This window comes from Streptomyces sp. NPDC102258, assembly GCF_055584685.1.
Genome location: NZ_JBVJLO010000004.1, coordinates 189,994 through 214,242, shown reverse-complemented (window position 1 = coordinate 214,242; position 24,249 = coordinate 189,994). Strand labels below are relative to the sequence as shown.

Below are 24,249 nucleotides of genomic sequence, written 5' to 3'. Positions count from 1 at the left end.
CGCCATGACCTTCACCATCTCCGCGGTCCTGCTCTTCGGCGCCGGATCGTTCGTCGTCCTCAAGTCGAAGTCCGCCGGAGCCGGAGCCGCGATCGTCCTGTTCCTCTTCGGCTTCTTCACCGCCGGGACCGGCGCCTATGAGCCCATCACCAACCTCGTGAAGTCCGCCGCCGTCGCGGTCACCGACCTCGCCGAGTAGGAGGCACCGCCGTGAACCACCACACCCCCGCCCGCCGGGAGACCAACGAGACCCACCACCCGATCCCCCTCGCGCCCGCTCCGCTGGCCGTCCACCACCCGCACGCTGTCCCGGACATCCAGACCATCCAGCTCCCGGACGGCCGCATCATCACTGGCTACGCGATCGCCCCCACCAAGGCCCCCGAGGCCGTCCCGGAGCGGCCGGCTATCAATCCGCTCGCCGTGAACATCGCCCTCGGCGGGATCGGGTTCGCCGCGGCCTGCGGCGGGCTGATGCTCCTGACCACCTTCATCGCGGCCGTCGCCGCACTCATCCAGCAGCTCGTCATCCTGGCCGCCGTCATCTTCGGCGGCTTCATCGCCACCCAGGTCCTCGGCGCCAACCACGGCCGTGGCAGGGGCGGGACGGTCGTCAACATCCGCCGGGCCGTCTTCAAGCGCACCAACTTCCGAGGGTGAAGGAGCCATCCATGTTCGAGATCTGCGTCCTCTGCAGGCCGACCGAGGTACCCGAGATCACCAAGGCCCTGGCCGAGACGTTCACGACCGGGCCGGTCCGCCGGTACGCCAGCCGCGACGGCGAGCGCGTCCGCCTGTACGTCACCGCTGAGCAGCAGCCAAGCAACTGGCCCGCTCCCGAGACGGCCTACGCCACCGCGCCGAGCGTCATCAGCGAGATCGGCTGGACCGCCCGAGGAGTCCGGGACTGCCTGCACAGCGTGCACGTCCGCGAGTTCTGGCTCCGTAAGGCCGCGCTCCTGGACCGGATCGCGCTCACCGACGACGACCCCGTGGGCGGCGACGCCGCCACGCTCGCCGTCGAGGCTGCCCGACGCCTCATGGACATCGACCAGACCGCTGGCCTCGGCCCCAGCGGCTACGCCGACGGCCCGTACACACCGGACCACCCGGACAGCATCCGTGACCCCCGCGGCTACGTCCGGCAGGAGTACGCCCTCTGGATCCGGCACCACTAGCTGTGCCCGGGGCGGTCGCCTCTCGCCAAAGACCGCGACCGCCCCGGTTCTCCGTCCCTTCGACAGAAACAGGAGACCACCAGCATGACACCCGAACCCGAGTCGGAGCAGTACGCCTCCGTGGTGCCCCTGCGGGCAGCACCCGCTGGCAGCCTGGAGCGCGTGCCGCCGCACGACCTGGAGGCCGAACAGGCCGTCGTCGGCGCTCTGATGCTGGCCCCCGAGGTCACCGCACAGGTGGCCGCGGCGATGGACCCCGCCGACCACTACCGCCCGGCCCACGAGACGATCCACCGCGCGATCCTGGAGCTGCACGGCCAGGGGCAGGCCGCGGACCCCATCACCCTCGGCCACCACCTCGACCACGCCGGCGTCCTCGGCAAGGTCGGCGGACGGCCCTACCTCCACACCCTGGTGCAGGCGGTCCCCAGCACCGCCAATGCCGAGTACTACGCCGGGATTGTCCACCAGCTGGCGCGCCGCCGCCGCAGCATCGAGGCCGGTACCCGCATCGTGCAGGCCGGCATGTCCCCGGACGCCACGGACGACGACCTGCGTGAGGCCCTGGCCCTGGGCGCCGAGACGATCCCCGGCACGTGGGCGGAGCCCATCCCGCTCAACGTCCAGCCCAAGCTTCCGCCCTTCCCCACGCATGCCCTCCCCGGGTGGCTCGCCGAATATGTCGCCGCCGTCGCCGAGGAGACCCAGACCCCGCCCGACATGGCCGGAGCCTTGGCCCTCTCCGTCCTGTCCGCTGCCTCGGGCGGTCGCGCCGTGGTCCAGGTACGCGGTCGCTGGAGGGAGCCCACCAACCTCTTCATGGTCGTCGCGCTCGGTCCCGCCAACCGGAAGTCCTCGGTTTTCGCCGCGATGACCCGCCCCCTGTACGAGGCGGAGAAGAGCCTCGTGGAGGGGGCGAACCTCACGATCGTGGAGGCGGAGGTCACTGCGAAGATGGCCCGCGAGGCAGCCGAGAAGGCCGCAGCCCAGGCGGCCAAGGCGGAGGGACCGGAGCGGGACAACCTGATCGCCGAGGCCATCGGCCTCGCCCAGGTCGCGGAGAGCCTGACCGTGCCCGCCAGCCCGCGACTCCTCGCCGATGACGCCACGCCTGAGGTCATCACCACCCTGCTCGCCGAGCAGGGCGGCAGGCTCGCCGTCATGTCTGCCGAGGGCGGCATCTTCGACATCATCGCCGGGCGCTACTCGGGGATTCCCAACATGGAGGTCTTCCTCAAGGGCCATGCTGGCGACCGGCTCCGGGTGGACCGCCGGAGCCGCGAGGAGTTCATCGAGGCCCCGGCCCTGACCATGGGCCTGGCGGTTCAGCCCAGCGTCCTGGAAGAGATCGGCAAGAACCGCGGCTTCGACGGCCGCGGCCTGCTGGCCCGCTTCCTGTACTGCCTGCCCGAATCCCTCGTCGGCCGCCGGAGGATCAATCCGGAGCAGGTACCGGCCGCCGTGGCGGCGACGTACGAGCGCAACGTGTACGCCCTCACCTTGCGGCTGGCCGAGTGGATGGACCCCCTCGTCGTCCAGCTCACCCCCGAAGCGGACCGGGCCCTGATCGCGTACGAGGAGCGGCTGGAGCCGCAGCTCAGGGCCAAGGGAGGCAGGCTCGGCCACATCGACAAATGGGCGGGCAAGCTCGTCGGCGCCACCGCCCGTATCGCCGGACTGCTCCACCTCGCGACCCACATCGACGGCGGGCACCACGAGCCCATCACCGAAGCCACCCTGCGTGCCGCCATCGAGATCGCGGACTACTTCACCGCCCATGCGCTGACCGTCTTCGACCTCATGGGTGCGGACACCTCGCTCGCCCGAGCCCGCGTCCTGCTGACGGCTCTGGAGCACAACGGCTGGGAGAGCATCACCCGCCGCGACCTGTTCGCCAAGCTCTCCCGATCCGAATTCCCCACGGTCGCCGAACTGGAGCCTGCCCTCGCGCTCCTGGAGGAACACGGCTACCTCCGCACCGACACCCCACCCCGGACTGGCAAGCGCGGACGTCCGCCGGCCCCTCGGTACCTCATCCACCCGAACGTCCGGGAGCCTAAGGCGTGAGCCCTCGATGGAGCTGCACCCCCCGTACCCCGCCGCACAAACCGCAGAATCCGCAGAAACCCGCTGGTGCCCACTCTGACCAGCGGCGACGCCCCTGCAGCGCGACGGCCGCAGAAAGCCTTGGAACTCCCGCAGAAATCAGCGCCCACGGCTGGCTCCGCCTCGCCCCACGGGCCGCCACCTATTTCTGCGGAGATTCCCGAGGTTTCTGCGGCACATGCCAGCAGCACCCGAACGCCGCAGGTCAGGCCACAGATCCCGGTATTTCTGCGGATTCTGCGGTTTCTGCGGCGCCCCGCCGTCCCGTAGCTCAACCACCTATCCCGTGGAGGAACAGTGGCCGCACCGCGTGACGAGATGTTGACCATCCCCCAAGTCGTTGAAGAGATCGGCGTACCTCTGGCCACGTTCTACCGCTGGCGGCAGCTCAGGAAGGGCCCCAAGGCCATCAAGCTCCCGAACGGCTCGGTCCGAATCCGGCGCTCAGAGCTGGAGCGCTGGATCGCAACCCTGGAAGAGGCCGCGTGACCAACCGCAAGACCGCGAACGTGCCGGGCCCCCGCAAGAGCGGGGGCCCGGCCCCCGCGGCGGAACTCACGTTGACCACGGATGTCCGGATTTGGAAGATCAGCAAGCTTTCGAGCAAGTCGGCTCCCTATCAGCTGCGCTGGGTCGTGGCCGGGCAAGTCCGGCACGCGACGTTCGCCACTGTGGCGCTCGCCGAAAGCCGCCGTTCGGAACTCTGGAACGCGATGACGAAAGGGCAGCCTTTCGACGTCGAATCGGGCTTACCGGAATCCGAGGTCCGGAAGGCCGCCGCCAAAGAGAACGTCCGCCCCGACCCCACCTGGTGGGACTTCAGTCGCGAGTACATGGCTGTCAGGTGGCGGACCGCTGCGGCGAAGACCCGCGAGGGGCTGGCGGACAGTCTCGCCACGGTGGCCATCGCGATGATGGGCGACGGCGCCAAAGCGCCCACCCCGGAAGAGGTACGCCTGGCGGTGCGCTGGGCCGTCGTACCGGCCCACAAGGGCGAGGAGCCTCCGCCAGAGCTCGTGAAGCCTTGTACGTGGCTCGCGCAGCGCTCCCGGCCGCTCTCAGACCTCCAGGACCCGAGAATGCTCCGGGACGTCCAGTACCGGCTCTCGTTCAAGCTGGACGACACCCCGGCGGCGGGGGAGACCTACAAGCGCCGCCGCCGCGGCTTCAACACCGCCATGGAATACGCGATCGAGTCGGGCTACCTGGACGCGAACCCTCTCGCCGGGGTGAAGCGGGCCGGGCCCAAGGGCGGTGACGCGGTGGACCCCAGGGTCCTGTCAATGCCGTCCAGGGAAGCCAGCTCCTAACCGCGGTCTCCTACGTCGGCTCCGTCCACCGCAACCGCGGGCGACGACTCGTCGCGTTCTTCGCCTGCCAGCTCTACGCGGCGATGCGGCCGGCGGAAGCGGTCGGGCTGAGGGAGCAGGACTGCCACCTCCCCGAAACGGGGTGGGGCACGCTCACGCTCAGGGAGACGCTGCCGGTATCCGGCAAAAGGTGGACCGACTCCGGGAAGTGCCACGACAAGCGCGGCCTCAAGTCGCGCGAGGCCAAGGCCGACCGGCCAGTGCCCATTCCGCCGATCCTGGTGGCGATGCTCCGCGAGCACATCGAGGAGTTCGGCACGGCTCCGGGCGGCCGGCTCTTCGCCAACGAGCGAGGCGGCGTGCTGGGGACGTCCAGCTACTGGAGGGTCTGGCAGGAGGCACGGGCATTCGCCCTGCCTCCCGACAGGGCCGCCTCACCGCTCGCGCGGCGGCCGTACGACCTCCGGCACGCCTGCATCACGAACTGGCTGAACGCCGGGGTTCCGGTCGCCGAGGTCGCCCGCCGCGCCGGCAACTCGCCCGAGGTCATCCACCGACGCTACGAAGGCTGCATCGACGGCCACGAGGAGCTGAACAACGCGAAGATCGCGAAGGCTATGGGGTGGGCAGAACCCCTGTGAGCACGAGGAATGGCTGACACTAATCTGCGCTCATGCGACAAGTGGCGAGCCGATTAGGGCTGTTGGGGATCATGTTGGCCATATCCGGGTGTGGTGGCCGACAGACGACCACCACCACGGGTGAAGTGACCACGACGGTGGTGCAGGACAGCCAGTGGGTCACGGCGGCGATCTCTGCCGGAGCTGTGCTCATCAGCTCGGCCGCCGCGGCCTGGATCACCCACTACTTCACCGGACGGACCGAGGGGAGGAGGCAGCAGCACGCCGATGCCCTGGAGGCGGCGAAGCGCGAGCACGAGGCCAGGCTGACGCACGAGCAGCGCGTGCGGGAGCAGGTGATCGCCACCTCCACGACCATCTCGAAGATGCTCCAGGACTTCCGGGCGAAGATCGGTGAGGCCACGGAAGCCGCGGACACGTTGGCCGCCACGCTCCTGTACGACGAGTGCTCTGCCGCCGTCCGCCGGCACCATGACGACGCCCTGCCCGTCATCGAGGTGATGCCTGACCTGGAGCTCCGGCAGCGGGCCAATGCCGTCTTCGAGGCCTACGGCGAGTGGGCGGCCGGCACTGCTGAAGCCCTGTCGAATCTCACGACGCGCCCGGATGCAGCCGGTCTGGACGGGACGCGTGAGCAGTTCTACGAGCGTGCCCGACGGGTGATCAGCGATGCGTCCGGCTGACGCGTGGCCCACACGCCCCTCACACGGGAGCAGTGCGTAATAACGACAAAGGCCCGGACTCAGTGGGACTGAGTTCGGGCCTTCATGCTTGGCACTTCAGCTGGTCAGCGACACTTACACACTGAGTGGCTGGAGTGCCCCCGGCAGGATTCGAACCTGCGCACACGGCTCCGGAGGCCGTTGCTCTATCCCCTGAGCTACGGGGGCGTGTCGTTCGCGTTGCGGCGACGGGTTGAACACTACCAGCTTCCGCGGGGTGATCAGGAACGGTTTCGGGCGGGAGGAGGAGGTCGGTCGCCCGGAGGGGGTGGAAGTGGCGAAAACCCGGACGCGGGGGCTTAGGGCGACCTACTCTCGAGTTGTGCCAGGCGCCTCGGGCCGGGTGCTTGTTGTCGACGACAACAAGGTCATCCGGCAGCTGATCAAGGTCAATCTCGAACTGGAGGGTTTCGAGGTCGTGACCGCGAACGATGGTGCCGAGTGTCTGGACGTCGTCCATCGCGTGCGGCCCGATGCGATCACCCTCGACGTGGTCATGCCCCGGCTGGACGGGTTCGGGGCGGCCGCGCAGTTGCGGGCCGATCCGCGGACGCTGCATCTGCCCGTCGCCATCGTCAGCGCGTGCACGCAGTTCGAGGTCGAGGCGGGGATCGCCGCCGGGGTCGACGCCTTCGTCGCCAAGCCCTTCGAGCCCGCCGAGCTGGTGCGCGTCGTACGCCGGCTCGTGGAGCGCAAGGACCGGCGCGAGCGGAAGGGCGCTCCGGCCGGCCGAGGGGTCTGACGCGGGCGCCGGTCCGGGCGGCTGTTCACATGGCGAAACCCGATGCCGGGGCGCGGGGCTTCTCCCCTAGGCTGGGTCCCGTGACCCCCGCCGACCTCTCTCGTGCCGTCGTACGCGCCGTACGCCGCGCCGTCGAGGGCGGTGAGCTCGCCGGCCCCGCGCCCGAGCGGGTGGTCGTCGAGCGGACGCGGCCCGGCGGGGCGGGGGAGTACGCCAGCCCCGCCGCGTTCCAGGTGGCCAAGACCGCCGGCCGGGCCCCCGCCGAGGTCGCGCGCGTCCTCGCCCGGCTGCTGCGGACCGAGCCCGGGATCGCGCGCGTGGACGTCACCGGCGCCGGGTTCCTGAACTTCACCCTCGCCCCCCGCTCCGACGCCGGCCTCGTACGGGAGGTCCTGCGCCGCGGGACGCGGTACGGGTACGCGGACGACGCCGTCGAGGCCGGCCCCTTCCACTGGACCGGCGCCACCGGGCCCCGTGAGCGGGCCGTCCGGGAAACCGTCGCCCGGCTGCGGGCCAGCCAGGGGCAGGAGTGCCGCAAAACCGACACCCCCGTCGCCCCCGTCGCCCGCCGCGACGGGGACGTTCTCGTACGGTTCGGGGCGGATGCCGCGCGGTGGGCGATGCTCGCCGTGCCGCCCCGCGAGACCCCCTCCTTCCCCCCCGGGCTGCTCCTCCAGGACGAGTCCAGCGAGCCCTTCCTCGTCCGGTACGCGCACTCCCGCGCTCGGGCCCTCGTCCGTAACGCCGCCCTGCTCGGCTTCCACCCCGAAGCCGGAGAAGAGGGGAGCGGAGAAGAGGGGAGCGCAGGCGAGGGCCGTCGCCTCGCCGGTCTGCTCGCCGACCATCCCCTCGTGCTCGAAGCCGCCGCGCACCACCGGGCGCCCGAGCGGCTCTGCCGGCACCTCGTCACCGTCGCCGACGTGCTCCTCGACCACCAGCACGACGTCCTGCCCCGAGGGGACGAGAAACCCTCGGCCGCCCACCGTGCCCGGCTGGCCCTCGCCAACGCCGCCGGGACGGTGCTGGCCGGTGGCCTGGCCCTGCTCGGCATGGACGCACCCGACTTCCTGTGACCCGCGAAGAGAGAATCCGATGAGCCGTTCCGCGCACCCCGCCGGGCCCCGCCACGCCGACGTCCTGCCCGAGGGCCACTACGCACCGCCGCCCGCCGACCTCAACGTGCTGGACGAGAAGGTCTGGGCGCGCACCGTCACCCGCGGCGACGACGGCGTCGTGAGCGTCGGCGGCCTGGAAGTGACCCGGCTCGCCGAGGAGTTCGGCACCCCCGCCTACTTCCTCGACGAAGAGGACTTCCGGGCCCGCTGCCGCGCCTGGGCGCACGCCTTCGGCAAGGACGCGGACGTCTTCTACGCCGGAAAGGCATTCCTCTCCAAGGCCGTCGTGAAGTGGCTGAAGGAGGAAGGGCTCAATCTGGACGTGTGTTCCGGCGGGGAACTGGCGACCGCGCTCGCCGCCGGAATGCCGGCGGAGCGGATCGCCTTCCACGGGAACAACAAGTCCGGCTCCGAGATCCGGCGGGCCGTCGAGGCCGGCGTCGGCCGCATCGTCCTCGACTCCTTCCAGGAGATCGCCCGCGTCGCGCACACCGCCCGCGAGCTCGGCGTGCGCCAGCCCGTGCAGATCCGCGTCACGGTCGGCGTCGAGGCGCACACGCACGAGTTCATCGCGACCGCGCACGAGGACCAGAAGTTCGGCATCGCCGTCGCCGACGGCTCCGCCGCCGAGGCCGTCCGCCGCGCCCTCGCCCACGAGAGCCTCGACCTGCTCGGCGTCCACTCCCACATCGGCTCCCAGATCTTCGACATGGCCGGTTTCGAGGTGTCCGCGAAGCGGGTCATCCAGCTGCTGGCCGCCGTCCGCGACGAGCACGGCGTGGAGCTCCCCGAGATCGACCTCGGCGGCGGCCTCGGCATCGCCTACACCTCCGCCGACGACCCCCGCGAGCCCCACGAGATCGCCAAGGCCCTCACCGAGATCGTGGCCCGCGAGTGCGAGAGCGCCGGCCTGCGCCCGCCCCGGATCTCCGTCGAGCCCGGCCGGGCGATCGTGGGTCCCACGGCGTTCACCCTGTACGAGGTGGGCACGATCAAGCCCCTCGAAGGACTGCGTACGTACGTCTCCGTCGACGGCGGCATGTCCGACAACATCCGCACCGCGCTCTACGACGCCGAGTACGGGGTCACCCTCGTCTCCCGCGTCTCCGACGCCGAGCCCATGCTGGTCCGCGTCGTCGGCAAGCACTGCGAGAGCGGCGACATCGTCGTGAAGGACGCCTTCCTCCCCGCCGACCTGGCGCCGGGCGACCTCCTCGCGGTCCCGGCCACCGGGGCGTACTGCCGCTCCATGGCCAGCAACTACAACCACGCGCTGCGCCCCCCGGTCGTCGCGGTGCGCGACGGGCAGGCGCGGGTGATCGTCCGGCGCGAGACGGAGGAAGATCTCCTGCGTCTCGACCTCGGGTGATTCCCATATTTCTGGGGAAAGCCCTCGGACCCCCAAAATAGACAACTCACCGGTGTCTCACTCAATGGACCGAGGATGGAAAGTGCTGTCCATTGAGTGAGACTGGTTCAGGACCCGCGCGCATCCGCGCACGGGTTACGGATGGAAGATCGAAAGGCGTAGGTCGAATGATGCGTACGCGTCCGCTGAAGGTGGCGCTGCTGGGCTGTGGAGTGGTCGGCTCAGAGGTGGCGCGCATCATGACGACGCACGCCGACGATCTGACGGCCCGGATCGGCGCGCCCGTCGAACTCGCCGGCGTGGCCGTACGCCGTCCCGCCAAGGTGCGCGAGGGCGTCGACCCGGCGCTGATCACCACCGACGCGACGGCCCTGCTCAAACGCGGTGACATCGACGTGGCCATCGAGGTCATCGGCGGTATCGAGCCCGCCCGCACCCTGATCACCACCGCCTTCGAGAACGGCATCTCCGTCGTCTCCGCGAACAAGGCGCTGCTCGCCCAGGACGGCGCCGCGCTGCACGCCGCGGCCGAGGCGCACGGCCGGGACCTCTATTACGAGGCCGCCGTCGCGGGCGCCATCCCGCTGGTCCGCCCGATGCGCGAGTCCCTCGCCGGCGACAAGATCAACCGGGTGATGGGGATCGTCAACGGCACCACGAACTTCATCCTCGACAAGATGGACTCGACCGGCGCCGGCTACCAGGAGGCGCTCGACGAGGCCACCGCCCTCGGGTACGCCGAAGCCGACCCGACGGCCGACGTCGAGGGCTACGACGCCGCCGCCAAGGCCGCGATCCTGGCCGGCATCGCCTTCCACACCCGCGTGCGCCTCGACGACGTCTACCGCGAGGGCATGACCGAGGTCAGCGCGGCCGACTTCGCCTCGGCCAAGCGCATGGGCTGCACCATCAAGCTCCTGGCGATCCTGGAGCGGGCCGCCGACGGCCGGTCCGTGACGGCCCGCGTGCACCCGGCGATGATCCCGCTCAGCCACCCGCTGGCGTCGGTGCGCGAGGCGTACAACGCCGTGTTCGTCGAGGCGGAGGCCGCCGGGCGGCTCATGTTCTACGGGCCCGGCGCGGGCGGCGCCCCGACCGCGTCCGCGGTCCTCGGCGACCTCGTCGCCGTCTGCCGCAACCAGCTCGCCCAGGCAACGGGGCCCGGCGAGTCGGCGTACACCCAGCTGCCGGTCAGCCCCATGGGGGACGTCGTCACCCGCTACCACATCAGCCTCGATGTGGCGGACAAGCCGGGCGTCCTCGCCCAGGTGGCGACGGTCTTCGCGGAGCACGGTGTCTCGATCGACACCGTCCGTCAGCAGGGCAAGGACGGCGAGGCCTCCCTCGTCGTCGTCACCCACCGCGCGCCCGACGCCGCCCTTTCCGGGACCGTCGAGGCGCTGCGGAAGCTGGACACCGTGCGCGGTGTCGCCAGCATCATGCGCGTTGAAGGGGAGTAAGGACCCATGAGCAGCAATCGCACCCACCAGTGGCGCGGCATCATCGAGGAGTACCGGGACCGCCTGCCGGTGACGGACACCACTCCCGTGGTCACGCTCCGCGAGGGCGGCACTCCCCTCGTCCCCGCCCAGGTGCTCTCCGAGCGCACCGGCTGTGAGGTCCACCTCAAGGTAGAGGGCGCGAACCCCACGGGGTCCTTCAAGGACCGCGGCATGACCATGGCCATCACCAAGGCCAAGGAGGACGGCGCCAAGGCCGTCATCTGCGCCTCCACGGGCAACACCTCGGCCTCCGCCGCCGCCTACGCGGTGCGCGCCGGCATGGTCTCGGCGGTGCTCGTGCCCCGCGGCAAGATCGCGCTCGGCAAGATGGGCCAGGCGCTCGTGCACGGCGCCAAGATCCTGCAGGTTGACGGCAACTTCGACGACTGCCTGGATCTGGCCCGCGCGCTGTCCGACAACTACCCGGTGGCCCTGGTCAATTCGGTCAACCCGGTGCGCATCGAGGGCCAGAAGACGGCCGCGTTCGAGATCGTGGACGCGCTCGGCGACGCCCCCGACGTCCATGTGCTGCCCGTCGGCAACGCCGGCAACATCACCGCGTACTGGAAGGGCTTCAAGGAGTACAAGGCCGACGGCCTGGCCTCCCGTACGCCCCGGGTGTGGGGTTTCCAGGCCTCCGGCTCCGCCCCGATCGTGCGCGGGGAGATCGTCAAGGAGCCGCACACCATCGCGACCGCGATCCGCATCGGCAATCCGGCCTCCTGGGACTACGCGCTGGCCGCGCGGGACGAGTCGGGCGGCTTCATCGACGAGGTGACGGACCGCCAGATCCTGGCCGCCTACCGCCTGTTGGCCTCCCAGGAGGGTGTTTTCGTCGAGCCGGCCTCGGCCGCCTCGGTGGCCGGTCTGCTCAAGGCCGCCGACGCCGGGCTGGTCGACCCGGGCCAGACGATCGTGTGCACGGTCACCGGCAACGGCCTGAAGGACCCCGACTGGGCGGTCGCCGGCGCCCCGCAGCCGGTCACCATTCCGGTGGACGCGGAGGCCGCGGCCGTCCGCCTCGGCCTGATCTGACCCGGGCCGGCCGGCCCCCGGGGCGTACGCGCCCCGACGCCCCGTTGCCGGGTTCCGGAAAACCTCCGGGACCCGGCAACGGGTCCGTACGGCAGCGGCGGCCGCGGCGGTCCGACGGGACGGCCGCGACACGCATCGTGCGCCTCTTGTGCGCCCTATGTCGCGAGGGAACCTTCCTTCGATACGCTGTACTTACATCCGCCACCGCACACATGACGCGGTGCTGCCCCAAGGGCCTTCGGGTGTCGTACGTTCTCCAGTACATTCGCAGCGAAGATCCCGCACCGACACCAGATCTCGCACAGTCACAAGGAGTGTCATCGACCGATGGCAGGTCCAGCGTTCCGCGCCGCCGCCGTACGAGTGCGCGTCCCCGCCAGCAGTGCCAACCTCGGCCCGGGCTTCGACGCCCTCGGCCTGGCCCTGGGGCTCTACGACGACGTGGTCGTCCGGGTCGCCGACTCCGGCCTGGACATCGACATCGCGGGTGAGGGTGCCGACACCCTCCCCAGGGACGAGAGCCACCTCCTCGTACGTTCCATGCGCACGGCCTTCGACCTGCTGGGCGGGCAGCCGCGCGGCCTGGAGGTCGTCTGCGCCAACCGGATCCCGCACGGGCGCGGCCTCGGCTCGTCCTCGGCGGCGATCTGCGCCGGTATCGTCGCCGCCCGCGCCGTGACCATAGGCGGCGAGGCGAAGCTCGACGACGCGGCGCTGCTGGAGCTCGCCACCGAGATCGAGGGCCACCCCGACAACGTCGCCGCCTGCCTGCTCGGCGGCTTCACGCTGGCCTGGATGGACGGGGGGAGCGCCCGCGCGATCCGGATGGACCCCGCGGGTTCCATCGTTCCGGTGGTCTTCGTGCCCTCCAAGCCAGTCCTGACCGAGACCGCGCGGGGACTGCTGCCGCGCACCGTGCCGCACGTGGACGCGGCCGTGAACGCGGGCCGCGCGGGCCTGCTCGTGGAGGCCCTGACCAGGCGTCCCGAGCTGCTGCTGCCCGCCACCGAGGACCGGCTGCACCAGGAGTACCGGGCCCCGGCGATGCCCGAGAGCGTCGCGCTCGTGGGCCGGCTGCGGGCGGACGGGATCCCCGCGGTCATCTCCGGCGCGGGCCCCACGGTCCTCGCGCTGGTCGACAACGACGCGGCCGACAAGGTCGCGCGGCTCGCGGGCGAGGGGTGGGCCGCCAACCGGCTCGCGCTCGACGTCGCGGGTGCGAGCGTCCTTCCGCTGGGTGCCCAGGGCGGCCAGTCCGTGTCGTGACGACACGGCCCGTCGGGGCGGGCGGCCGGGCAGGCCGCCCCCCGCGGACGGGGCGATTGCCGGTGATTGAGAGGGGGAATGTCTGTTGGATCCGGTAGTGTTAGTCTCAAGTGCGCATCCGAAGCCGCCATGGCTCGGTGCTCAGTGTCCCCATTCGGGACCACCTTTCTTCCGGGAGCCTCCCCGACTGCTTTGATCACTGCCAGCAGTTTCGAGCACGCTCCGGAATCGGCGTGACATTCCCACGCGTACAGCTCGGGGGCTTCTCGCCGGAACCACCCATGCACGTTTCTCTCCGCCGTACATCTTCCGGCGGACCACCGCCCCGGCTGCGGCCCATGCCCCATCAGGCCATGGACCGTCGTCGGACAGCACAACCGGTCGCCGAGCCAGACAGGCCGACGTCCGCTCCAGGGAAGGACCCTTCGTGAGCGACACCACCGATCTGATGGGCGCTGCCGACACCAACGTCGACACCAGTGCCCCCGCCGCGGGCGCCGCACCCAAGCGTCGCCGCTCCGGCACCGGCCTTGACGGCATGGTCCTGGCCGAGCTGCAGCAGGTCGCGTCGGGCCTCGGAATCAGGGGCACCGCGCGGATGCGCAAGAGCCAGCTGATCGAGGTCATCAAGGAGGCGCAGGGCGGCAGCGCTCCCAAGGCCGCGGCCACCGCGGCCCCCGCCGCCGACGCCGCCGAGAGCAAGCCGAAGCGCCGCGCCACCAGCAAGGCCCGTACGGGCGAGAGCGCGGCCGAGGCGCCCGCCGAGAAGGCGGCCGAGAAGCCCGCCGTGCAGGCGCAGATCGACATTCCGGGCCAGCCCGCCAGCGACGACGCGCCGGTCGGCGAGCGCCGCCGCCGCCGGGCGACCGCGCCCTCCGGCAGCCCGGAGTCCTCGGCCGCCGCCGCCGTGCAGGTCGAGCAGAAGACCGAGGCCGCGCCGGCCGCCGCCGTCGCCGAGCCCAAGGCCGAAGCGGTGACCACCGTCGCCGCCCAGGGCCAGGGCCAGACGCAGGAGGCCGGCGAGGGCCGGACCCGCCGGGACCGCCGTGACCGCGGGGACCGTGCCGAGCGGGGCGAGCGGGGCGAGCGCCAGCAGGGCCGCCGCGAGCGCGGCGCCAAGGCCGACGACCAGGGCCAGGCCGGCCAGGGTCAGGGCGGCCAGGGCGGTCAGGGTCAGGGCGGCCAGGGCGGCCAGGGCCAGGGCGCCGGTCGTCAGGACCGTGCCGACCGTCAGGACCGCGCCGACCGCCAGCAGCAGGGCGGCCGGGGCCAGCAGGGCCGGCAGGACCGTCAGGACAACGGCCCCCAGGACGACTTCGACGGTGAGGACGGCCGTCGCGGCCGTCGCGGCCGCTACCGCGACCGCCGTGGCCGCCGTGGCCGCGACGAGTTCGCGCCGAGCGAGCCGCAGGTCGCCGACGACGACGTGCTGATCCCCGTCGCGGGCATCCTCGACATCCTCGACAACTACGCGTTCATCCGGACCTCCGGCTACCTGCCGGGCCCGAACGACGTGTACGTCTCCCTGGCCCAGGTCCGCAAGGCGGGCCTGCGCAAGGGCGACCACACCACCGGCGCCGTCCGCCAGCCCAAGGACGGCGAGCGCCGCGAGAAGTTCAACGCGCTCGTGCGCCTGGACTCGGTCAACGGCATGGCGCCCGAATCCGGCCGCGGCCGCCCGGAGTTCCAGAAGCTGACGCCCCTGTACCCCCAGGACCGGCTCCGGCTGGAAACCGACCCGGGCGTGCTGACGACCCGCATCATCGACCTCGTGTCGCCGATCGGCAAGGGCCAGCGCGGCCTGATCGTGGCCCCGCCGAAGACCGGCAAGACCATGATCATGCAGGCGATCGCCAACGCGATCACGGTCAACAACCCCGAGTGCCACCTGATGGTCGTCCTGGTCGACGAGCGTCCGGAAGAGGTCACCGACATGCAGCGGTCGGTCAAGGGCGAGGTGATCTCCTCGACCTTCGACCGCCCGGCCGAGGACCACACCACGGTCGCCGAGCTGGCCATCGAGCGCGCCAAGCGTCTCGTCGAGCTGGGTCACGACGTGGTCGTCCTGCTGGACTCGATCACCCGTCTGGGCCGCGCGTACAACCTCGCCGCGCCCGCCTCCGGCCGCATCCTGTCCGGTGGTGTCGACTCGACCGCGCTGTACCCGCCGAAGCGCTTCTTCGGTGCCGCGCGCAACATCGAGGACGGCGGCTCGCTGACCATCCTGGCCACCGCGCTGGTCGACACCGGCTCGCGCATGGACGAGGTGATCTTCGAGGAGTTCAAGGGCACCGGCAACATGGAGCTCAAGCTCGACCGCAAGCTCGCCGACAAGCGCATCTTCCCGGCCGTCGACGTCGACCCGTCGGGCACCCGCAAGGAGGAGATCCTCCTCAACGCGGAGGAGCTCGCCATCGTCTGGAAGCTGCGCCGGGTGCTGCACGCGCTCGACTCGCAGCAGGCGATCGAGCTGCTGCTCGACAAGATGAAGCAGACGAAGTCGAACGCCGAGTTCCTGATGCAGATCGCCAAGACGACCCCGGCCGGCAAGAACGACGACTGACCGGGTCCGCGCCTGACCGGAGCCGCCCCCGCCGCATCAGCGGAGGGGGCGGCTCCGTTCGTGCGCCCGCCGGGAACCGCCCCGTACGCGCCGCCCGTGCGAGCTTTGCCACATTCGCGACCCGGTGAACGGTCCGTTCCGTACGCCATGGAACCCTGGAACCCACTGGTCCGTCTGAGTGAGAGAAGCTTCGGGCGACGCACGCAGGACTGAGGAGAGCATGAGCGAGGAAAGCAGGGGCCGCGGCCGTCGGGCCGCAACCCGGCGCCGGCGGAAACCGACGCAGCGCCGCAGGGCCCTCACCATCGCCGCCTGGACCGCCGCCGCGGTGGTCCTGCTGGGCGGTGGCGGCCTCGGCTGGTTCTACTTCAAGCTCAACGGCAACCTGAAGACGGTCGACATCGACCAGGCCCTGGGCAAGGACCGTCCCGCCAACGTCGACAACGGCTCGATGGACATCCTCGTCCTCGGCTCGGACTCCCGCGGCGGGGCCAACGGCGAGTACGGCCAGGACGACGGCGGCTCGGCCCGCTCCGACACGGCGATGATCATCCACCTGTACCAGGGCCACCAGCAGGCCAGCGTCATATCGATCCCGCGCGACACGATGGGCCCGCGGCCCGCCTGCGCCACCGGGAACGGCAAGACCGACCCCGGCCGCCAGCGCTCGCAGTTCAACGAGGCCTTCACCATAGGCGGGGCCGCCTGCGCGGTGAAGACCGTCGAGAAGATGTCGGGGATCCGCATGGACCACTACATCGAGGTCGACTTCACGGGGTTCAAGAAGATCATCGACAACCTCGGCGGGGTCCCGCTCACCACGACCAAGCCGATCAAGGACAAGGACAGCCACCTCGACCTCCCGCCCGGCCCCCACACGCTCAACGGGGAGCAGTCCCTCGGACTCGTCCGTACCCGCAAGAGCGTCGGCGACGGCGGCGACCTGGGCCGGATCCAGCTCCAGCAGGCCTTCATCAAGGCGCTGATCAAGCAGGTCAAGGGCATCGGCGTCTTCGACAACCCGAAGAAGCTGCTGAACCTCGCGGACTCCGCGACGAAGGCGATCACCACCGACAAGGCGCTCGGCGACGTGAAGTCCCTCATGGGCTTCGCCCAGGGCCTCCAGGGCATCGGCGCCGAGAACATGCACATGATCACCCTGCCGGTGACGCGGGACCCGCTCGACAAGGACCGCGTGGTGCCCCTCACCAAGGAGTCCAAGATGGTCTGGGACGCCCTGCTGGCCGACCAGCCCATCCCCGCCGGGGCCACCGAGAACTCGTCGGGCGACAAGGGCGGCGTCGGCTCGATCGTCCAGTAGCGCACGCGGCCGCCAGTCGGCCCGGCCGGAATAGATACCGGACCCTCCCCGTTGAAGGGAGCGTCCTCAGAATTTTGACAGGCGGCCCGGTCCTGGCAGACTGGTCTGTCGGCCCCGGTTCACGCAGTACGCAATTCGGCTCCTGCGACCCGGCGCCCTCCCGAATCTAGGAGACACCTTGAAGCGCGATGTTCACCCCGAGTACGTCGAGACCCAGGTCAGCTGCACCTGTGGCGCGTCGTTCACCACCCGTAGCACCCTGACCGACGGCACCATCCGTGCCGAGGTCTGCTCCGAGTGCCACCCGTTCTACACGGGCAAGCAGAAGATCCTCGACACCGGTGGCCGTGTGGCCCGCTTCGAGGCCCGCTTCGGCAAGGGTGCGGCCAAGAAGTAGCGCGACCCAGGCGCCGGTATCCGGCCGCCCCCTGACCACGCGGGGGCGGCCGGACCGGCGCCTTTGTCGTCGTGTCGCCAAGCCCAGCCCAATTTTTGACTCATCCCACAGGAGCACCCGATGTTCGAGGCGGTCGAGGAACTGATCGGCGAGCATGCCGATCTTGAGAAGAAGCTCTCCGACCCTTCGGTCCACTCCGACCAGGCCAACGCGCGCAAGCTGAACAAGCGCTACGCGGAGCTGACGCCGATCGTGGCGACCTTTCGCGCCTGGAAGCAGTCGGCCGAGGACATCGAGACGGCCAAGGAGTACGCGGCCGACGACCCGGACTTCGCCGCCGAGGTCAAGGAACTGAGCGCCCAGCGCGAAGAGCTCACCGAGAAGCTCCGCCTGCTGCTCGTCCCGCGCGACCCCAGCGACGACAAGGACGTGCTCCTGGAGGTCAAGGCCGGCGCCGGCGGCGACGAGTCCGCCCTCTTCGCCGGTGACCTGCTGCGCATGTACCTGCGCTACGCCGAGCGCGTGGGCTGGAAGACCGAGATCATCGACGCCACCGAGTCCGAGCTCGGCGGCTACAAGGACGTGCAGGTCTCCGTCCGCACCAAGGGCGGCAACGGCGCCACCGAGCCCGGCCAGGGCGTGTGGGCCCGGCTGAAGTACGAGGGCGGTGTGCACCGCGTCCAGCGCGTCCCCGCCACCGAGTCCCAGGGCCGCATCCACACCTCCGCCGCCGGCGTGCTCGTCACCCCGGAGGCCGAGGAGGTCGAGGTCGAGATCAACATGAACGACCTCCGCATCGACGTGTACCGCTCCTCCGGCCCCGGCGGCCAGTCCGTCAACACCACCGACTCGGCCGTGCGCATCACGCACCTCCCGACCGGTGTGGTCGCCTCCTGCCAGAACGAGAAGAGCCAGCTCCAGAACAAGGAGCAGGCCATGCGCATCCTGCGCTCGCGCCTGCTGGCCGCCGCCCAGGAAGCCGCCGAGCAGGAGGCCTCCGACGTGCGCCGCAGCCAGGTGCGCAGCGTGGACCGGTCCGAGAAGATCCGTACGTACAACTACCCGGAAAACCGGATCTCGGACCACCGGACCGGTTTCAAGGCGTACAACTTGGACCAGGTGCTCGACGGCGACCTCGACGCGGTCATCCAGGCCTGCGTCGACACGGACTCCGCGGCCAAGCTCGCCGCCGCGCACTGAGTCCGCCCGATCCCCGCACCACCCCCCGTACGACAGCAGCCCGGAGGACCAGCGTGAACTTGCTGCTTGCCGAGGTGGCCCAGGCCACCCAGCGGCTGGCCGCCGCCGGCGTGCCCTCACCGCGCTTCGACGCGGAGGAGCTCGCGGCCTTCGTGCACGGCGTCAAGCGGGGGGAACTGCACCACGTCAAGGACGCGGACTTCGACGCCCGCTACTGGGAGGCCGTCGCCCGCCGCGAGGCGCGCGAGCCGCTCCAGCACATCACCGGCCGCGCCTTCTTCCGCTACCTGGAGCTCCAGGTCGGCCCCGGGGTGTTCGTGCCCCGGCCCGAGACCGAGTCGGTCGTGGACTGGGCCATACAGGCCGTCCGCGCGATGGACGTGGTCGAGCCGCTGATCGTGGACCTGTGCACCGGCTCCGGCGCCATCGCGCTCGCCATGGCCCAGGAGGTGCCGCGCTCGCGCGTGCACGCCGTGGAGCTGTCCGAGGAGGCGCTGCGGTGGACCCGTAAGAACGCCGAGGGCTCCCGGGTCTCCGTGCACCAGGGCGACGCGCTGAGCGCGCTGCCGGAGCTGGACGGGCAGGTCGACCTGGTCATCTCCAACCCGCCGTACATCCCGCTCACCGAGTGGGAGTACGTGGCCCCCGAGGCCCGGGACCACGATCCCGAGATGGCGCTGTTCTCCGGGGAGGACGGCCTCGACACCATCCGCGGCATCGAGCGCACCGCGCACCGGCTGCTTCGGCCGGGCGGGATCGTCGTCATCGAGCACGCCGACACCCAGGGCGGCCAGGTGCCGTGGATCTTCGCCGACGAGCGGGGCTGGGCCGACGCCGCCGACCACCCCGACCTGAACAACCGACCGCGCTTCGCGACCGCCCGCAAGGCGATGCCGTGAGCGGCGCGCACACCCCTGCCACCCCCCTGCTGCACGAGGAGGCCCGCTGATGGCCCGGCGATACGACTGCAACGACGCGACGGACCGCAAGACGGGCCTGCGTGAAGCGGCATCCGCAGTGCGCCGCGGCGAGCTCGTCGTGCTGCCCACCGACACCCTGTACGGGATCGGCGCGGACGCCTTCAGCGCCGAGGCCGTCGGTGACCTGCTCACCGCCAAGGGGCGCGGCCGCAACATGCCCACGCCCGTGCTCATCGGTTCCCCGAACACGCTGCACGGCCTGGTCACGGACTTCTCCGAGCAGGCGTGGGAGCTCGTCGACGCCTTCTGGCCGGGCGGCCTCACGCTCGTCGCCAAGCACCAGCCGTCGCTGGCCTGGGACCTGGGTGAGACCCGCGGGACCGTCGCCGTACGCATGCCCCTGCACCCCGTCGCGATCGAGCTGCTGACCGAGGTCGGCCCGATGGCCGTGTCCTCGGCGAACCTGACCGGGCACCCCGCGCCGGAGGACTGCGACGCGGCGCGCGCGATGCTGGGCGACTCCGTGTCCGTGTACCTGGACGGCGGCCCGACGCCGAGCACGCTGCCGTCGTCGATCGTCGACGTCACCGGGAAGGTTCCCGTCCTGCTGCGCGCGGGGGCCCTGACCGCCGAGCAGCTGCGGGAGGTCGTACCCGACCTTGAGGTGGCCCCGTGAGCCCTGAGGGGCGTGGCATAGCAAGGGGCCGGGTCCCGGTGGGGGCCGGGGAAGACCCCTTCCGCATACTCCACGTCAGCACCGGCAACGTGTGCCGCTCGCCCATTACCGAGCGGCTGACGCGGCACGCCCTGACGCACCGGCTCGACGGCCTCGGGCTCGCCCCGGGCGACCTCATCGTGGAGAGCGCGGGCACCTGGGGCCACGAGGGAGCGCCGATGGAGGCCAACGCCGCCGCCGTCCTCGCGGACTTCGGCGCCGACGCGACCGGCTTCACCGGGCGCGAGCTGCTGGACGAGCACGTCATACGCGCCGACCTGGTGCTGACCGCCACCCGGGACCACCGGGCGCAGGTCATCTCCATGGGCCACTCGGCGGGGCTGCGCACCTTCACGCTGAAGGAGTTCACGCGGCTCGTGCGGGCCATAGACCCGGCGACGCTGCCGCCGCTGGACGACGGCATGGCCGAGCGCGCCCGGGCCCTGGTACGGGCCGCCGCGGCGCTGCGCGGCTGGCTGCTGGCACCGTCCGCGGACGCCGACGAGGTGTACGACCCGTACGGCGCGCCGATCACCTTCTTCCGCTCGATCGGCGACGAGATCAACCAGGCACTGGACCCCGTGGTCACGGCCCTGACGGGCGTCACGGCCGCACGCTGAGCGGGGCCGGCGGGCGCCGCGCCGCGCGGCGGGTTCAGGGGGGCGGGGCTATCGTGGCTGTACCTGTCGGGTAGCCCCTGGAGTCGCGCCATGAGCGTCATCACCCAGCCCTCGGACCTGCTGCGGCAGCAGGATCCGCAGATGGCCGACGTCCTCGCGGGGGAGCACCGGCGCCAGGCGGAGACGCTCCAGCTGAGCGCCGCCGAGAACTTCACCTCCCCGGCCGTGCTCGCCGCCCTCGGCTCCGCGCTCGCCAACAAGTACGCCGAGGGCTACCCCGGCGCCCGCCACCACGGTGGCTGCGAGTACGCCGACCTGGCCGAGCGGACCGCCGTCGAGCGGGCCCGGGCCCTGTTCGGGGTCGAGCACGCCAACGTACAGCCGCACTCCGGCTCCTCCGCCGTGCTCGCCGCGTACGCCGCCCTGCTGAGGCCCGGGGACACGGTCCTCGCGATGGGCCTCCCGTACGGAGGACACCTCACGCACGGCTCGCCCGCGAACTTCTCCGGCCGCTGGTTCGACTTCGTCGGCTACGGGGTCGACGCCGAGACCGGGCTCATCGACTACGCGCAGGTGCAGGAGCTGGCCCGGACGTACCGCCCGAAGGCCATCGTGTGCGGCTCGATCTCCTACCCCCGCCACATCGAGTACTCGGCGTTCCGTGAGATCGCGGACGAGGCCGGGGCCTACCTCATCGTCGACGCCGCGCACCCGATCGGCCTGGTCGCGGGTGGCGCCGCGCCGAGCCCGGTGCCGTACGCGGACCTGGTCTGCGCGACCACCCACAAGGTGCTGCGCGGCCCGCGCGGCGGGATGGTGCTGTGCGGCGCGGAGTTCGCGGAGCGCGTGGACCGGGCGGTGTTCCCCTTCACCCAGGGCGGCGCCCAGATGCACACCATCGCGGCCAAGGCGGTGGCCTTCGGGGAGGCGGCCGGCCCGGCCTTCACCCGGTACGCCCACCGGGTCGTCGCCAACGCCCGCGCACTGGCGCAGGCCCTGGAGGACCGGGGCTTCGCGCTCACCACCGGCGGCACCGACACCCACCTCATCAGCGCCGACCCGGCCCGGCTCGGCCTCGACGGCCCGACCGCCCGCGGCCGGCTCGCGGCGGCCGGGATCGTCCTCGACACCTGCGCCCTGCCGTACGGCGACCAGCGCGGGATCCGCCTCGGCACGGCGGCGGTGACCACGCAGGGGATGGGGGAGCCGGAGATGGTCCGGATCGCGGAGCTGTTCACGGCCGCGCTGCGCGGCGGGGCCGCGGCGGGGACCCGTAAGAAGGCCGGTGAGCTGGCCCGGGAATTTCCCCCGTACGGGGTTTAAAGGGGCACGAGGGGCGTACCGCAACCGGGAACGGGTAAGCGAGCGTCCTCGTGAGCGGTGACATCGCGGCTAATGTGTGGGGCTGAGATGGCCGGCGATACATCTGGGGCAGCCCGTGCGTGAATATCTGCTGACGCTTTGCGTCACGGTCGCGGTGACCTACCTGCTGACCGGACCCGTGCGGAAGTTCGCGATCGCGGCCGGCGCCATGCCGGAGATCCGCGCCCGCGACGTGCACCGGGAGCCGACTCCACGGCTCGGCGGGATCGCGATGTTCGGCGGTCTGTGCGCGGGCCTGCTGGTCGCGGACCACCTGCGCAACCTCAACGGGGTCTTCGAGCGGTCGAACGAGCCGAGAGCCCTGCTGTCGGGGGCGGCGCTGATCTGGCTGGTCGGCGTACTGGACGACAAGTTCGAGCTCGACGCGCTGATCAAGATGGGCGCGCAGATGATCGCGGCCGGCGTGATGGTGATCCAGGGCCTGACCATCCTGTGGATCCCGGTCCCGGGCATCGGGACGGTCGCGCTCACCCAGTGGCAGGGCAACCTGCTGACCGTCGCCCTCGTCGTGATCACCATCAACGCGGTGAACTTCGTGGACGGCCTGGACGGCCTCGCGGCCGGCATGGTCTGCATCGCGTCCGCGGCGTTCTTCCTCTACGGCTACCGGATCTGGTTCGGCTACGGCATCGAGGCGGCCGCCCCGGCGACGCTCTTCGCCGCGATCCTGATGGGCATGTGCCTGGGATTCCTGCCGCACAACATGCATCCCGCGCGCATCTTCATGGGCGATTCCGGCTCGATGCTCATCGGCCTGGTGCTGGCCGCCTCGACCATTTCCATCACCGGTCAGGTGGACCCCGACACGATGGCGCTCTTCGCGGGCGGTGAGCGCAACGCGACGCACGCGATGCTGCCCGCCTTCATTCCGCTCGTGCTGCCGCTGAGCATCGTCGCGATTCCGGTCGCGGACCTCGTCCTGGCGATCGTGCGGCGCACCTGGAAGGGCCAGTCGCCCTTCGCCGCGGACCGCGGGCACCTGCACCACCGGCTGCTGGAACTCGGACATTCCCACAGCCGTGCCGTACTCATCATGTATTTCTGGTCGGGCCTGATCGCATTCGGGGCGGTGGCCTATTCGGTGCATTCCACCTCGATGTGGATCGTCCTCGCCATCGCCGCGCTGAGCGGCCTGGGTCTCGTCCTGCTCCTGCTGCCGCGGTTCACGCCGCGGACACCCCGCTGGGCCGAGACATTGGTGCCGCCGCGCTACCGGCACGCGGAGCGGGCGGCGGAGGCGGCCGTACGCGAGGACGCGGGCGCGGAGCCGGAACCGGCGCGGCCGATCGCGGCCGGGGTGGCGGGCGTCAACGGCGCGACCGCGGTAGGCCCCCGTTCGCGCCTTCCCGACCGGCGTAAGGCCGGATCGTCCCGCTGACCGTGCGGGGGCATGTCCGACATGAACGCCCTTTACCAGACAAGACACTTGGCTGTCCCGCACACACGCGCAGGGTCACTCTCATGTGTGACAGTCAGCACACCGGACAGGTAAAGCTCTCATCAAATAGTTTGTGATACCGTTCACTAAACCCGGCGACAGAGCCGAAGGACCGTAGTGCGACGGTCCATTGGCCCGAGGCTCTCACTCGGACCGGGCTTACGCTCGTCCCGTACGAGTCCCGTGCCCCCACCACCACGCGGAGCAAACCGCCATGCGGTCAGATGACGTCCGATCCCTCCTGCACGCCGCCGTGCCCACAGCTGCCGCCGGCGCTCTCGCCGCCGTGATCAGCGCGTTGGTCGTTGGAGGCAAGGGGGCCGTCGGGGCCGTCGTCGCGACCGTGGTCGTGATTCTCTTCATGGGCATCGGATTCGTCGTTCTGCAGCGCACGGCGAAATCCCTTCCGCACTTGTTCCAGGCCATGGGCCTCATGCTCTACGCGGCCCAGATCCTGTTGCTCTTCGTCTTTCTCGCCGTGTTCAAGAACACGACGCTGTTCCACCCCCGGGCGTTCGCGATCACTCTCGTGGCCACCACCCTCGTGTGGATCGCCGCGCAGACGCGCGCTCACATGAAAGCCAAGATCCTGTACGTCGAGCCCGACTCCTCGAAGGCCGAAAAGCCCGAGAATCCGGGATCGAAGTCGTGAGGGGTAGGGCCGGGATAAGGGCGCGTTCGAGATCCTGCTATCGTCCGGTTCCAA

Annotated in this window: 22 protein-coding genes, 1 tRNA gene and 1 pseudogene; 23 read left to right on the top strand and 1 reads right to left on the bottom strand. The window is 71.0% G+C overall.

Annotation, left to right across the window (positions count from 1 at the left end; genetic code table 11):
• The first annotated feature begins 4 nt into the window (after window positions 1–4).
• The 7 genes and pseudogenes from ACZ6ZT_RS08910 (at window position 5) to ACZ6ZT_RS08880 (ending at window position 5,918) form a co-directional block, all read left to right on the top strand.
• Window positions 5–199, top strand: a complete 195-nt coding sequence (locus ACZ6ZT_RS08910) for a hypothetical protein (RefSeq protein ID WP_469716901.1) — start codon at window positions 5–7, stop codon at window positions 197–199.
• 11 nt (window positions 200–210) lie between these two features.
• Window positions 211–660 (top strand): hypothetical protein, encoded by a 450-nt coding sequence (locus ACZ6ZT_RS08905; RefSeq protein WP_469716899.1) that lies wholly within the window; start codon window positions 211–213, stop codon window positions 658–660.
• Window positions 661–671: 11 nt separating this feature from the next.
• A complete protein-coding gene (locus ACZ6ZT_RS08900; protein WP_469716897.1) occupies window positions 672–1,178 on the top strand; it encodes a hypothetical protein in 507 nt (168 codons plus the stop codon).
• An 84-nt stretch (window positions 1,179–1,262) separates the two neighbouring features.
• A complete protein-coding gene (locus ACZ6ZT_RS08895) occupies window positions 1,263–3,245 on the top strand; it encodes a YfjI family protein (protein ID WP_469716895.1) in 1,983 nt (660 codons plus the stop codon).
• 336 nt (window positions 3,246–3,581) lie between these two features.
• Window positions 3,582–3,773 carry a helix-turn-helix transcriptional regulator gene (locus tag ACZ6ZT_RS08890; protein ID WP_078892742.1) on the top strand — a complete coding sequence of 64 codons (192 nt, stop codon included), beginning with the start codon at window positions 3,582–3,584 and terminating at the stop codon, window positions 3,771–3,773.
• A 20-nt stretch (window positions 3,774–3,793) separates the two neighbouring features.
• A pseudogene (locus tag ACZ6ZT_RS08885) lies at window positions 3,794–5,235 on the top strand (tyrosine-type recombinase/integrase).
• Window positions 5,236–5,360: 125 nt separating this feature from the next.
• Window positions 5,361–5,918: a hypothetical protein gene (locus ACZ6ZT_RS08880; protein ID WP_469716894.1), complete on the top strand. Its 558-nt coding sequence runs from the start codon at window positions 5,361–5,363 to the stop codon at window positions 5,916–5,918.
• Window positions 5,919–6,053: 135 nt separating this feature from the next.
• On the opposite strand, the gene ACZ6ZT_RS08875 is transcribed toward ACZ6ZT_RS08880, so the two are convergent.
• Window positions 6,054–6,125 (bottom strand) — tRNA-Arg (locus ACZ6ZT_RS08875).
• A gap of 106 nt (window positions 6,126–6,231) precedes the next feature.
• Between ACZ6ZT_RS08875 and ACZ6ZT_RS08870 the strand changes: the two genes are divergently transcribed.
• The 16 genes from ACZ6ZT_RS08870 (at window position 6,232) to ACZ6ZT_RS08795 (ending at window position 24,195) form a co-directional block, all read left to right on the top strand.
• Window positions 6,232–6,699, top strand: a complete 468-nt coding sequence (locus ACZ6ZT_RS08870; protein ID WP_469717304.1) for a response regulator — start codon at window positions 6,232–6,234, stop codon at window positions 6,697–6,699.
• Between the two features lie 80 nt (window positions 6,700–6,779).
• Window positions 6,780–7,772 (top strand): ArgS-related anticodon-binding protein NrtL, encoded by a 993-nt coding sequence (gene nrtL / locus ACZ6ZT_RS08865; protein ID WP_469716892.1) that lies wholly within the window; start codon window positions 6,780–6,782, stop codon window positions 7,770–7,772.
• Between the two features lie 19 nt (window positions 7,773–7,791).
• The gene (lysA, locus tag ACZ6ZT_RS08860; protein ID WP_469716890.1) at window positions 7,792–9,183 is read left to right on the top strand and encodes a diaminopimelate decarboxylase; all 1,392 of its coding nucleotides are present in this window, start codon (window positions 7,792–7,794) and stop codon (window positions 9,181–9,183) included.
• A gap of 170 nt (window positions 9,184–9,353) precedes the next feature.
• The gene (locus ACZ6ZT_RS08855) at window positions 9,354–10,643 is read left to right on the top strand and encodes a homoserine dehydrogenase (protein ID WP_469717302.1); all 1,290 of its coding nucleotides are present in this window, start codon (window positions 9,354–9,356) and stop codon (window positions 10,641–10,643) included.
• 6 nt (window positions 10,644–10,649) lie between these two features.
• Window positions 10,650–11,720 carry a threonine synthase gene (thrC, locus tag ACZ6ZT_RS08850; protein ID WP_469716888.1) on the top strand — a complete coding sequence of 357 codons (1,071 nt, stop codon included), beginning with the start codon at window positions 10,650–10,652 and terminating at the stop codon, window positions 11,718–11,720.
• A gap of 327 nt (window positions 11,721–12,047) precedes the next feature.
• Complete coding sequence (thrB, locus tag ACZ6ZT_RS08845; protein WP_469716886.1) at window positions 12,048–12,986, top strand: homoserine kinase; 939 nt, start codon at window positions 12,048–12,050, stop codon at window positions 12,984–12,986.
• Between the two features lie 427 nt (window positions 12,987–13,413).
• A complete protein-coding gene (gene rho / locus ACZ6ZT_RS08840; protein WP_469716883.1) occupies window positions 13,414–15,549 on the top strand; it encodes a transcription termination factor Rho in 2,136 nt (711 codons plus the stop codon).
• Window positions 15,550–15,769: 220 nt separating this feature from the next.
• The gene (locus ACZ6ZT_RS08835; RefSeq protein ID WP_469716881.1) at window positions 15,770–16,870 is read left to right on the top strand and encodes an LCP family protein; all 1,101 of its coding nucleotides are present in this window, start codon (window positions 15,770–15,772) and stop codon (window positions 16,868–16,870) included.
• A gap of 178 nt (window positions 16,871–17,048) precedes the next feature.
• Entirely contained in the window at window positions 17,049–17,267 is a 219-nt protein-coding gene (gene rpmE / locus ACZ6ZT_RS08830; RefSeq protein ID WP_351879120.1) for a 50S ribosomal protein L31, read from the top strand.
• A 120-nt stretch (window positions 17,268–17,387) separates the two neighbouring features.
• Window positions 17,388–18,467: a peptide chain release factor 1 gene (gene prfA / locus ACZ6ZT_RS08825; RefSeq protein WP_469716880.1), complete on the top strand. Its 1,080-nt coding sequence runs from the start codon at window positions 17,388–17,390 to the stop codon at window positions 18,465–18,467.
• Between the two features lie 53 nt (window positions 18,468–18,520).
• Window positions 18,521–19,366, top strand: coding sequence for a peptide chain release factor N(5)-glutamine methyltransferase (gene prmC, locus ACZ6ZT_RS08820; protein ID WP_469716878.1), 846 nt, complete (start codon window positions 18,521–18,523; stop codon window positions 19,364–19,366).
• 49 nt (window positions 19,367–19,415) lie between these two features.
• On the top strand, window positions 19,416–20,063 hold the full coding sequence (locus ACZ6ZT_RS08815) for an L-threonylcarbamoyladenylate synthase (RefSeq protein ID WP_469716876.1): 648 nt from the start codon (window positions 19,416–19,418) through the stop codon (window positions 20,061–20,063).
• A complete protein-coding gene (locus tag ACZ6ZT_RS08810) occupies window positions 20,060–20,722 on the top strand; it encodes an arsenate reductase/protein-tyrosine-phosphatase family protein (protein WP_469716874.1) in 663 nt (220 codons plus the stop codon). The genes ACZ6ZT_RS08815 and ACZ6ZT_RS08810 overlap by 4 nt, the downstream gene beginning before the upstream one ends.
• 90 nt (window positions 20,723–20,812) lie before the next feature.
• Entirely contained in the window at window positions 20,813–22,045 is a 1,233-nt protein-coding gene (locus tag ACZ6ZT_RS08805) for a serine hydroxymethyltransferase (RefSeq protein ID WP_469716872.1), read from the top strand.
• A 103-nt stretch (window positions 22,046–22,148) separates the two neighbouring features.
• Window positions 22,149–23,483: an MraY family glycosyltransferase gene (locus ACZ6ZT_RS08800; RefSeq protein WP_469717300.1), complete on the top strand. Its 1,335-nt coding sequence runs from the start codon at window positions 22,149–22,151 to the stop codon at window positions 23,481–23,483.
• A gap of 274 nt (window positions 23,484–23,757) precedes the next feature.
• Complete coding sequence (locus ACZ6ZT_RS08795; RefSeq protein WP_469716870.1) at window positions 23,758–24,195, top strand: hypothetical protein; 438 nt, start codon at window positions 23,758–23,760, stop codon at window positions 24,193–24,195.
• Window positions 24,196–24,249: the final 54 nt, after the last annotated feature.

Coding starts and splice junctions, on each gene's coding strand:
- ACZ6ZT_RS08910 (WP_469716901.1), top strand. CDS start 5: ATGACCTTCACCATCTCCGCGGTCCTGCTCTTCGGCGCCGGATCGTTC.
- ACZ6ZT_RS08900 (WP_469716897.1), top strand. CDS start 672: ATGTTCGAGATCTGCGTCCTCTGCAGGCCGACCGAGGTACCCGAGATC.
- ACZ6ZT_RS08895 (WP_469716895.1), top strand. CDS start 1,263: ATGACACCCGAACCCGAGTCGGAGCAGTACGCCTCCGTGGTGCCCCTG.
- lysA (WP_469716890.1), top strand. CDS start 7,792: ATGAGCCGTTCCGCGCACCCCGCCGGGCCCCGCCACGCCGACGTCCTG.
- ACZ6ZT_RS08855 (WP_469717302.1), top strand. CDS start 9,354: ATGCGTACGCGTCCGCTGAAGGTGGCGCTGCTGGGCTGTGGAGTGGTC.
- thrC (WP_469716888.1), top strand. CDS start 10,650: ATGAGCAGCAATCGCACCCACCAGTGGCGCGGCATCATCGAGGAGTAC.
- thrB (WP_469716886.1), top strand. CDS start 12,048: ATGGCAGGTCCAGCGTTCCGCGCCGCCGCCGTACGAGTGCGCGTCCCC.
- ACZ6ZT_RS08835 (WP_469716881.1), top strand. CDS start 15,770: ATGAGCGAGGAAAGCAGGGGCCGCGGCCGTCGGGCCGCAACCCGGCGC.
- prfA (WP_469716880.1), top strand. CDS start 17,388: ATGTTCGAGGCGGTCGAGGAACTGATCGGCGAGCATGCCGATCTTGAG.
- ACZ6ZT_RS08815 (WP_469716876.1), top strand. CDS start 19,416: ATGGCCCGGCGATACGACTGCAACGACGCGACGGACCGCAAGACGGGC.
- ACZ6ZT_RS08805 (WP_469716872.1), top strand. CDS start 20,813: ATGAGCGTCATCACCCAGCCCTCGGACCTGCTGCGGCAGCAGGATCCG.
- ACZ6ZT_RS08795 (WP_469716870.1), top strand. CDS start 23,758: ATGCGGTCAGATGACGTCCGATCCCTCCTGCACGCCGCCGTGCCCACA.